Annotated in this window: 9 protein-coding genes and 1 pseudogene; 6 read left to right on the top strand and 4 right to left on the bottom strand. The window is 67.7% G+C overall.

Annotated features, from left to right (window positions below):
* From FVW27_RS00950 to proC, 3 genes are all read left to right on the top strand, one after another.
* Positions 1 to 1,144 (top strand): divergent polysaccharide deacetylase family protein (locus tag FVW27_RS00950; RefSeq protein ID WP_167121934.1); only part of this gene is annotated, 1,144 nt, incomplete at its 5' end.
* 339 nt (positions 1,145 to 1,483) lie between these two features.
* Positions 1,484 to 1,903: a nucleoside-diphosphate kinase gene (gene ndk / locus FVW27_RS00945; RefSeq protein WP_007527740.1), complete on the top strand. Its 420-nt coding sequence runs from the start codon at positions 1,484 to 1,486 to the stop codon at positions 1,901 to 1,903.
* Between the two features lie 4 nt (positions 1,904 to 1,907).
* Complete coding sequence (gene proC, locus FVW27_RS00940) at positions 1,908 to 2,729, top strand: pyrroline-5-carboxylate reductase (RefSeq protein WP_167121932.1); 822 nt, start codon at positions 1,908 to 1,910, stop codon at positions 2,727 to 2,729.
* 149 nt (positions 2,730 to 2,878) lie between these two features.
* On the opposite strand, the gene FVW27_RS00935 is transcribed toward proC, so the two are convergent.
* Positions 2,879 to 4,144: a Smr/MutS family protein gene (locus tag FVW27_RS00935; RefSeq protein ID WP_167121930.1), complete on the bottom strand. Its 1,266-nt coding sequence runs from the start codon at positions 4,142 to 4,144 to the stop codon at positions 2,879 to 2,881.
* Between the two features lie 246 nt (positions 4,145 to 4,390).
* On the opposite strand from FVW27_RS00935, the gene sppA reads away from it, so the two are divergent.
* Positions 4,391 to 5,398, top strand: coding sequence for a signal peptide peptidase SppA (gene sppA, locus FVW27_RS00930; protein ID WP_167121928.1), 1,008 nt, complete (start codon positions 4,391 to 4,393; stop codon positions 5,396 to 5,398).
* A 239-nt stretch (positions 5,399 to 5,637) separates the two neighbouring features.
* On the opposite strand, the gene FVW27_RS00925 is transcribed toward sppA, so the two are convergent.
* The 3 genes from FVW27_RS00925 to FVW27_RS00915 all read right to left on the bottom strand — a co-directional run bounded on the left by FVW27_RS00925 (position 5,638) and on the right by FVW27_RS00915 (position 7,773).
* Positions 5,638 to 6,591 carry an Mrp/NBP35 family ATP-binding protein gene (locus FVW27_RS00925; protein ID WP_167121926.1) on the bottom strand — a complete coding sequence of 318 codons (954 nt, stop codon included), beginning with the start codon at positions 6,589 to 6,591 and terminating at the stop codon, positions 5,638 to 5,640.
* Between the two features lie 171 nt (positions 6,592 to 6,762).
* Positions 6,763 to 7,419, bottom strand: a complete 657-nt coding sequence (gene hypB / locus FVW27_RS00920) for a hydrogenase nickel incorporation protein HypB (RefSeq protein ID WP_167121924.1) — start codon at positions 7,417 to 7,419, stop codon at positions 6,763 to 6,765.
* A gap of 9 nt (positions 7,420 to 7,428) precedes the next feature.
* Complete coding sequence (locus FVW27_RS00915) at positions 7,429 to 7,773, bottom strand: hydrogenase maturation nickel metallochaperone HypA (protein ID WP_167121922.1); 345 nt, start codon at positions 7,771 to 7,773, stop codon at positions 7,429 to 7,431.
* Positions 7,774 to 8,116: 343 nt separating this feature from the next.
* On the opposite strand from FVW27_RS00915, the gene FVW27_RS00910 reads away from it, so the two are divergent.
* Entirely contained in the window at positions 8,117 to 9,007 is an 891-nt protein-coding gene (locus FVW27_RS00910; protein ID WP_167121920.1) for a tetratricopeptide repeat protein, read from the top strand.
* Positions 9,008 to 9,022: 15 nt separating this feature from the next.
* Positions 9,023 to 9,627: pseudogene (locus FVW27_RS00905) on the top strand (AMIN domain-containing protein); the annotation flags it as partial.

Raw genomic sequence — 9,627 nt, 5'->3', positions numbered from 1 at the left:
CGGTGCCGAGGCCGATGTGCCGCAGCCTGCCCAACCCGAGCGCGCGGCCAACGGCAAGCCCGCTCCCGCCGAGGCGCGCGAGGCGAATGGCGAAGTCCGTCAGCCGGTGACCCCCGGCAACCTGCCCTACGAGGAAAACCTGGACGCCCCCGTGGAGGCGGGCGTGAAGCAGGTGGACTACGCCCTGGTCCAGACCGTGACCCGCCTGGGCCTTGGCCGCGACCGGCTGCGCCTGGCCTCCATCGAGAACCGGCAGGCCAAGGGCCAGACCTTCCATTTCCAGCGCATGGAGATGCGACTGGACGGCGCGCCCGACCGCTTCGTGCAGACCCTGAAGGAAACGCTGGCCGCCTGGTCCGACACCGCCAACGTCGAGCAGCGGGCCGACGACCTGCTCATCGTCACCGTGGACGGCCTGCCCACCCACGAGATTTCGCTGCTGCTCTACGAGGGCGCGCCGCCCCCCGTGACCGTGGTGCCGGGCGGAGCCCGGCTGGCCATCGTCATCGACGACATAGGCGAAAGCATGTCCGCCGCACGCGACCTGGCCGCGTTGGACTACCCTGTGACCTTCTCCGTCTGGCCGCGCAGCACGCACGCCCGCGAGGCGGCGGAGGTGGCCCACAAGGCCGGGCGCGAGGTGATGATCCACCTGCCCATGGAGCCGGTGCGCTATCCGCAGGTAAAGCCCGGCCCCGGCGCCATCCTGTCCGGCCAGCAGCCGCAGGAAATGGCCGCGCTGGTGCGCGATGCCGTGCGCCGCGTGCCCCATGCCGTGGGGCTGAACAACCACATGGGCTCGCGCGCCACCCAGAACGCGGCGGCCATGCGCACCGTGTGCGAAGCCCTTGACGGCACCGGCATGTTCGTGCTCGACAGCATGACGCATCCTGCATCGAAACTGTACTTCGAGGCGAAGCGCGCGGGCCTGCCCGCCTACAAGCGGAACGTGTTCCTCGACGTCATCGCCGACAAGCGCAACATCATGTTCCAGTTGGACAAGGCGGCCCGCATCGCGCAGGCCGAGGGGCAGGCCATCGCCATCGGCCACCCCCTGCCGGAAACCGTGGCCGCCCTGAAGGAGTGGGCGCGGACGCGGGATCGCACGGTTACCATTGTAACCGTCCGGCAGCTTTCCCACTGACTTCAAGCGAGCCTTCCGCCCGTTGGCGTCGTCAAGCTTCGCCTGCCATGTCGGTCGAATACGATAAGAGTATACTCCCTCATGGCAGGCTCGCTTTCCTCGCCAACGAACGGAAATCTCGCTTGAAGGTACCGCACGCTCGGTTCGTTCACCTTGCCGGAGAACGAAATTGCCGCAGCGTGGCTGGTGCGTGGCACATGTGTTGGAAGCCGTATGTGAGTGATGCGGCGTTCAGTGCAGTCACGCACCTGATGGCATGTCCCCTGTACGGGCGCGGGTGAACCGTTCCGTTGCCGCCCGCGCCGCAACCGCAACCCTTGCAGTATCCGGAGGAAATGAATGGCCGAGCGCACCTTTTCGATCATCAAGCCCGACGCCGTGGAACGCAACCTGTCCGGCGCCATCCTGAAGATGATTCAGGACAGCGGGCTGAAGGTCGTCGCCATGAAGATGATCCATCTCACCCGCAGCCAGGCCGAAGGCTTCTACGCCGTGCACCGCGAGCGTCCCTTCTTCGACAGCCTGGTCACCTACATGTGCTCCGGCCCGGTGGTCTGCTCCGTGCTGGAGGGCGACAACGCCATCCAGCGCTACCGGGACCTGATGGGCGCCACCAATCCGGCCAACGCAGCCGAAGGCACCATCCGCAAGACCTACGCCGTCAGCATCGAGGCCAATTCCGTGCACGGTTCCGACGCGCCCGAAACGGCGGCGTACGAAATCGCGTACTTCTTCAACGCTCTGGAGATGGTGGGGTAGCGACATGAGCGGCACCACGGGCACCGTTCTCGGCTGCATCGGCTGCGGCAACATGGGGGCCGCCATCCTGCGCGGTCTTTCGAGCCGTCAGGGGCTTTCCCTGCTGGGGTACAATCCCACGCCCGCCAAGGTGCTTGCGCTGGCAGACGCTGGCGTGCGCGCCATGCCCGACGCCGCCGCGCTGGCCGCACAGGCCGACGTGGTGCTGCTGGGGGTGAAGCCGTATCTGGTGCCCGACGTGCTGCGCGCCATCGCGCCGTCGCTCACGCCGGACAAGGTGGTGGTGTCCATCGCCTCCGGTGTGTCCATCGCAGCCATGAAGGCCGCCATTGCGGAAGCGGGCGGCCCCGAATGCCCGGTGGTGCGCGTCATGCCCAACACCCCCGCCATGGTGGGCAAGGGCGTGTATGCGCTGTGCTTCGAAGACCCGGCACTGGATGCGCCCCGGCGCGATCTGGTGCGCGGGTTGTTCGAATCCATCGGCACGGTCATCGTGCTGCCGGAAGCCAGGTTTACCGCCTTCACGGCGGTGGTGGGCTGCGGCCCTGCCTATGTCTTCTACTTCATGGAGGCGGTGGCCGAGGTGGCCGTGACGCTGGGGTTCACCCGGCAGGACGCCACTGAACTGGTCAAGGGCCTGTTCTCCGGCTCTGTGGCTCTGGCGGAGCAGTCCGGCACGCACCTTTCGGTGCTGCGCGAACAGGTCTGCTCCCCCGCGGGCAACACCATCGCCGCCATGAACCAACTGGACCGCGAGGCGGTGCGGGGCCGCATCATGGATGCGGTGCTGGCGGCCTACAGGCGCGGACTGGAAATGGAGAAGTAAGCGGGGGCATCCGGCATCCCGTACTGCCCAGATCCTCCGGCTTTCCCCGGCCTTGTGCCGCGGAAGGACCATGGAACGCACGATCCCCCGTCGCGGCAACGCGGCGGGGGATTTCTGCGCTTGGGGAACGCGTGGCGGCAGTGGACAGCCTACAGGAACAGATCAGCGTCCGTGGGCGTGCGGTCCCACTGGATCTTGCCGCGCGACTTCTTGTACTTGCGCAGCAGTACGTACAGCGCGCCCGCGCCGCCGTGGCTGGGCTGGGCCGTGCAGAAGGCCAGCACCACCCGTTTGAACGGGTCGTGCGTCAGCCAGGCCTGCACCTTTTCGCGCAGCACGCCCATGCCGTCGGGCGAGTTTTTGCCCCGGCCCGGTATGACCAGCACGGTGCGCATGCCCTTGTGATAGGCCGCGCGCATGAAGCCGATCATGGCCTCGTAGGCTTGCAGCGCGTTCATGCCGTGCAGGTCCAGATGGCCTTCCGGGCTGTACTGCCCGGCGCGCAGCTTGCCCACGGTCAGCGCATCCAGCCCCACCACATGGCCTTCCAGGTATTCGTCGGTGAACTCCAGCGCGAATTCCACCGTGCCGTCCATGAAGTCCTGCAACGGGTGCCCCACGGCGGGCGCGGCAGCCTCGCGCGGGGCGGTTTCCGGCGGCACCTCGCGCCCCTTGCCTGCCAGCGTGCGCACGCCGGACATGGCCTTGCTGAACAGGTTGTCCTCGTCAGGGGGCGGGGCCTGTTCGTGCTCGGCCACGGCCTGCCGCGACCGCTGGCGAACCACTTCCTTGCGCTCGGAGGCGGTGACGGGCACGGCACCGGGCTTGCCGGGCATGGCCTCAATGGGGGAAGGGGCAGCAGGCGCGTTCGTGCCCGCGTCTTCAGGCGCATCAGCCGCCTGCTCCAGCAGCCGCCGGAATCCCGGCTGATCCTGCAACGCAAAGCCGTTGCGGCCCGTATCCGCGTCCAGCCGGGCCGCCGTACCGGGCGCCAGTTTGTCGCGCTCTGCGGCGCGCACCGAGGATGCGGGCGTGGCGGGCCGGACGTTCTGACCACCACCGGTGCGGGGGGACGCCGGTGTGTTGGCGACGGGAGGAGGTGCGGGCGCTTGCAGCACTGCCGCAACAGGGGCAGGCTTCTGGTTTGCGTGGCCTTGCGGTTTGCCTTTTGCGGGCTTTTTCGGCGCATCCAGCCGCTGCACGGTGCCCATGGCGAACAGGAACGCCTCTGCGTCCTCGGAGGAAAGGGGCTCGTTCGGCTGTTTCTGGCCGCCGCCGTGGCGTGCCCCGGCCTTGGGCGCGGAAGGGGCGGGCTTGGCGGCGGGCTTGGGCGCACGGGCGTCGCGAAAGGCGCGTTTGTTCAGCGAGCGGAAGGGGTTGGCGCTGTCGAAATCGTCGTCAGGGGTATCGGCCATGGGGCGTCTCCGGGATATGTGGGCGGGGCGGGCAGGGCGCGTGCGGATGAAGAGGGCGCGGCGCCGTCCCCGACGAAATACGGGGTGGTGTCAGGTGGGGGATTCTCCGTGCCGGACGGGGTGGTGTCAAGGCCCGCTGTGTTGCAACGGGGCCGACCTGGTTACATGCTGTTACATGTGCGGCGCCGACCACGCATTGTCCACGGGCAGACGAATGTGGTAATCGCCAGCGCAACGGAGGTTCCCATGACCGTATCGCATTCCCCGCGCCGTGTGGCGCGCTTTCTGCCTGTTCTCATGCTGCTACTGGCTCTCTCCACCCTGCTTTCCGGGTGCGGCGCGCGTTCGTCGTTCTTTGGCGGGCCGGATCCCTTCGGCGAGGACACCGTATTCGGCGAAGGCCGCCACAAGGCCGTGCTCATCAATGTCAACGGGGTCATCGACAACCGGCCCAAGTCCGGTCTGTTCCGCGAGCGTCCGGGCATGGTGCAGGAGGTCGTGGCGCAGCTGCGCCTGGCCGCCGAAGACCCGGACGTGAAGGCGGTCATCGTGACCATCGACAGCCCCGGCGGCGGCGTTACCGCCAGCGACGTGCTGTACCACGAACTGATGCGCCACCGCGAGCGCACCGGCCAGAAAGTCGTCGCCCTGATGCTGGATACCGCCGCCTCGGGCGGGTACTACACCTCCCTCGCCGCCGACCGCATTGTGGCCCACCCCTCCACCGTCACCGGCAGCATCGGCGTCATCTTCCTGCGGCCCGAGGTGGCCGGGCTCATGGACAAGATCGGCGTGCGCGCCGTGGTTACCAAGTCCGGCGACCACAAGGACATGGGCTCGCCCTTCCGCGAGGGCACCGACGAGGAACGCGCCCTGTTCCAGTCCATGATTGCCGACATGAACGGCCGCTTTCAGGGGCTGGTGCACGAGCGCAGGCCCGCCAGCCACGGGCACGAGGCCGCATTCGCCGATGCGCGCATTCTCACCGCCCGGCAGGCCCTGGCCGCAGGGCTTGTGGACCGCATCGGCTACTTCGAGGATGCCCTGGCCGAAGCCGCCAGCCTGACCGGCACCAGCGACCTGCGCGTGGTCACCTATCGCCGCGACCCCCTGCCCGGCGCCACCGAATACGCCACCGCCACCACCCCCGCAGGGTCCGGTCGCATGGCGCTCATCGACCTTGGCCTGCCCGGCATGGACGCCGCCTCGCGCGCCGGGTTCCACTACCTGTGGCTGCCCGAGGCCGGGATGTAGGAATAACCAAAGGGAATAATCGGGGGAAGGGAGAGAACTTTTCCAAAAGTTCTCTCCCTTCCCCCGAACCCCCATCCCTCTCTCAAAACTTTTCTATAGGTTGTTTTCACGGGGGTAAAGTAACCCCTGTTGCGTGATCGCAACAGGGGTACAACGGACCAAATGAAAAGTTTGGGAGGTTGGGGGTCCGGGGGAAGGAACCTTTTCCAAAAGGTTCCTTCCCCCGGGTGCTTTTTTAACTACGCCCCCGGCGCGTCCGCTTCCACCAGCGCGTCCACGATGGTGCGCAGCACGGTGGCGGCGGGGCGGTCGGGGTGCGAGGCGATGTAGATGTTGCCCTCGTCACCGGCGCGGACGATTTCCGGGTCCAGCGGCACCGCGCCCAGGAAGGGCACGTTCATTTCCTTGGCCAGGCGCTCGCCGCCGCCCTGCCCGAACAGCGATTCCACGTTGCCGCACTTGGAGCAGACGATGCCGCTCATGTTCTCGATGACGCCCAGCACCGGCACGTTCAGGTCTTCGCAGAAGCCCAGCGAGCGGCGCACGTCATCCACGGCCACGGCCTGCGGCGTGGTGACGATGAGCGCGCGGGCGGCGTCGCCCAGCAGTTGCAGCACGGACAGCGGCTCGTCGCCGGTGCCGGGGGGGCAGTCCACCACCAGAAAGTCCAGTTCGCCCCAGGCCACGTCGGACAGCAGTTGCTTGATGAAGCCCATCTTCACCGGGCCGCGCCAGATCACCGCCTGGCGGCCATCGGGCAGGAAGAAGCCCAGCGACATGACGGAAAGCGAAACCCCCTCGCGCCACTGCACGGGGTGGATGACGTCGCCATCCGTTTCGGCCTGTGCCGCGTCCAGCTTGAGCAGGCGGGGGATGGACGGGCCGTGCACGTCCACGTCCAGCAGGCCCACGCGCTTGCCCGCCAGGGCAAGGCCGGCTGCGATGTTGGCGGCGGTGGAGCTTTTGCCCACGCCCCCCTTGCCGGACATGACCACGATGGTGTTGCGGATGTGCGACAGGGTGGCATGCAGGCGGGCCTCTTCGGCCTGCTGTTCCGGGGTGGGGCCGCCGCACCCGCCGCCGCAGCCGGAGCTTGCTGCTGGAGAGGAGGAAGAGGGGCAGCCCTCGGGATTTCCGGCGGAGCCGCAACCGGCTGCGCTGGGGCAGCCCTGACAGGAAGAAGAATCGCTCATGGGGTGTTGCCTCCGGCAATGGCATACCCCCGGAACCGTCCGGGCACACACAGGCGCCGGACGGGCCGGGGGGTGAATTCAGCGTCGGAACGGGGATGCTGCCCGACGTATGCAACTGTAACCACGCGCCAGCCATGCCGCAAGCCCGTGGGGGAAATGTTTCGCTTGCCGCTACCCGCGCTTGGCGGCCCGCGCCGTGCGCAGCCAGTCGTACCAGCCTTCCAGCCCTTCGCCGCTGCGGCAGGACATGGGGAAGATGGTCAGTTCCTTGTTCAGGTGCGTGGCAAAACGCTTGGCCCGTTCCACGTCAAAGTCCACGTAGGGCAACAGGTCCACCTTGTTCAGCAGCATGACCTTGGAAAGATTGAACAGCAGCGGGTATTTTTCGGGCTTGTCGTCGCCCTCGGTCACGCTGAGCAGGGCCACCTTGTGGTCTTCGCCGCAGTCGAACTCCACCGGGCAGACCAGGTTGCCCACGTTCTCGATGAACAGGATGTCGATTTCCGCGAGGTCGAAGTTGGACAGCGCCTCGAGAATCATGTTGCTGTCCAGATGGCAGCCGCCGTCGGTGTTGATCTGCACGGCCTTGGCACCGGTGGCGGCCACGCGGCGGGCGTCGTTGTCGGTTTGCAGGTCGCCTTCGATGACCGCCATGCGGAATTCGCCGCGCAGGTCCGACAAGGTGCGTTCCAGCACCGAGGTCTTGCCCGCGCCGGGCGAACTGATCATGTTCAGGACCAGAATGCCGTGCCGGGCAAACAGACCTTTCAGTTGCACGGCCATCTTGTCGTTGGCTTCCAGCACGTTCCTGACCACGGGTATTTCCACGCTAGCCCCCTATTCAGCTTCGATGTGTTCGACGTACAGCTCGCGCCCGGCCAGCACGTGGTGCCCGGCTTCCTCGCCGCAGGCGGGGCAGGGCGCGAACAGCAGTTCCTTGCCCTGCGGCTCGAACTCCTTGTCGCAGCCGCCGCACAGCAGCTTCACCGGGGCCATGGCCAGTTCCAGTTTGGCGCCTTCGAAGTCGGTGCCGACGGTCATGGCCTCGAAGGCGAATTCCATGGCCTCGGGAACCAGGTTGGCCAGCGCGCCGAAGCGCACCCGAACCAGCAGCAGCCGGGTTGCGGAGTGCTTGGCCAACTCTTCCTGAACGATGGAGATGACGCTGGATGCGACGGACATTTCATGCATCCGGCATGGATAAAGGAAAAGCCACGGCGCGTCCAGTTGGGGAACGGCTGGGAGAGTAATGGCTTGCCGTGCCGCAGACTGCCGGATGTCGAAGAACCGGGGCGGCGCGCGGCGGCTGCTGGCGACGACAGGCGACGACAGGCGACAACAGGCGACGATAGGCGACGACCGGCGACGCCCGGCGCAACCTGCATGACGGCGCAAAAGACCCAAGGGGGGCGCTGCCGCCGCCGTCCAGCCTGTATCGGCCCGTTTGCAACGCCCGCGAAAAAGGGTACATCTGGGCCCGGCGCGCCCGCGTCATGCGGCGTGCCGTGCCGCCACAGGAGCAGATATGGAAACCGGCATCTTCAAGGGCGTCTATTCCAGTGTCGAGCCCCGCCAGGTCGGCAGGCCCGGCGGCGGCGCACCGGGGCGCAGCGCCGCGCGCAAGCGCTACTGGTTCGTGTGGGAGCACGACGCGGGCGGATACGTGGTGCAGCCCCTGTCGGCCAGCATGGAGCCCGCGGGGGAACGCCGTGCCGTCGGCACGGCGGAACTGGCGCGCAGCTACGCCTTCGAGCCGGACATCCTTGCCATGCCGATCAGGACCGCACCCGTGGCCCCAGCCTACGGGGAAGGCGCGGGGACGGCCCAGGGCACGACATCCGGTCGGCCCGAGGCTGGCGGGACGGATACGGCCAGCCCGCCCACGCGGGCCCAATCGGCGAATCCGGTCGATGGCGGCCAGGCTTCCGGCATGGCCTCAGGGCGCGATGCGACCCGCCGTTCCGGCGATATCGCCGGGCACGAGGTGGGCGCGCAGACCGAACGGGCGCTGCGGGCAGACTTTGCCACTGCGCTGGCCCAACTGCGGCGTGGCGAACGTGATCGCGCCGTGCGCGCGCTGGAACGGCTGGCCGAGGCCCCCGGCGAATTCGTGCCCGTCCATCGCCACATGTTCACCGATTTCGGCATCAACCTGCGCAAGAGCAAGCTGCCTCGAGTTGCCATCCGGCATCACCTGCGCGCGCTGGACCTTTCGCCGGACGACAGCCACGTGCATTTCAACATCGCCCGTGCCTACTACGACATGGGCGACATGGACCGGGCGGAAAGGCACCTGCGCGTGTCGCTGGACCTGACGCCCGACCTTGATCCCTCGCGCCGCTTTCTCGACTTTCTGCTGGAGCGGAAGGCCGGCGCCGCCAACGCTGATGGGACGGCCCGCAAGGCCGTCCGGTAAGGAGACTTTCGCGAGATGAACAAAACCATCGCCATGCTGATCCCCACCGTCGTGCTGTTCGCCATGGCGCTCATCCTGTTCAACCATTTCGGCTCCGGCGACGAAAAGTCCGCCCCGGTGGAAGGCCCCTCCGTGCAGGCCCCGATGCAGACCCCGGCGCAGGGCCAGTCCCAACCGGGGCAAGCGATGCAACCTGGTCAGCCCGGCATGCCCTATTTCGAACAGGGTGGGCAGGGCGCCCTGGCCCCCGGCCAGAACGGTGGCCAGCCCGGCGGCATGATGACCGAAACCCCGGCGGGCATGGTTTCTCCCGGCGAGGGCGAACCCGCCACCGTGCCAAACGGATCGGCCGCGTCCGGCGAGCCGCGCACCGCACTGGGCCGCATGGCATCCAAGTCTGGCGCCGACCTTGCCACCCCGCTGGAAAGCAAGAAGACGCAACCGGTCAAGGGCACCGACAAGGGCACGGACAAGGCCGCTTCCGCCAAGCAGGCAGAGAAGTCTGCCCCGGCCTCCGCCAAGGCAGAAAAGACGGAAAAGGCCGCCCCCGCCGCCAAGCCGCAGGCCGCCGCATCGGCCCCCCCTGCCGCCAAGCCGCAGGCCGCTCCTGCCGCCAAGCC

Source organism: Nitratidesulfovibrio liaohensis (genome assembly GCF_011682075.1).
GTDB lineage: Bacteria > Desulfobacterota > Desulfovibrionia > Desulfovibrionales > Desulfovibrionaceae > Cupidesulfovibrio > Cupidesulfovibrio liaohensis.
Note: the sequence above shows the minus strand (reverse complement) of the source record. Positions and strands in the feature narration are given on the sequence as shown.

Coding starts and splice junctions, on each gene's coding strand:
- ndk (WP_007527740.1), top strand. CDS start 1,484: ATGGCCGAGCGCACCTTTTCGATCATCAAGCCCGACGCCGTGGAACGC.
- proC (WP_167121932.1), top strand. CDS start 1,908: ATGAGCGGCACCACGGGCACCGTTCTCGGCTGCATCGGCTGCGGCAAC.
- FVW27_RS00935 (WP_167121930.1), bottom strand. CDS start 4,144: ATGGCCGATACCCCTGACGACGATTTCGACAGCGCCAACCCCTTCCGC.
- sppA (WP_167121928.1), top strand. CDS start 4,391: ATGACCGTATCGCATTCCCCGCGCCGTGTGGCGCGCTTTCTGCCTGTT.
- FVW27_RS00925 (WP_167121926.1), bottom strand. CDS start 6,591: ATGAGCGATTCTTCTTCCTGTCAGGGCTGCCCCAGCGCAGCCGGTTGC.
- FVW27_RS00915 (WP_167121922.1), bottom strand. CDS start 7,773: ATGTCCGTCGCATCCAGCGTCATCTCCATCGTTCAGGAAGAGTTGGCC.
- FVW27_RS00910 (WP_167121920.1), top strand. CDS start 8,117: ATGGAAACCGGCATCTTCAAGGGCGTCTATTCCAGTGTCGAGCCCCGC.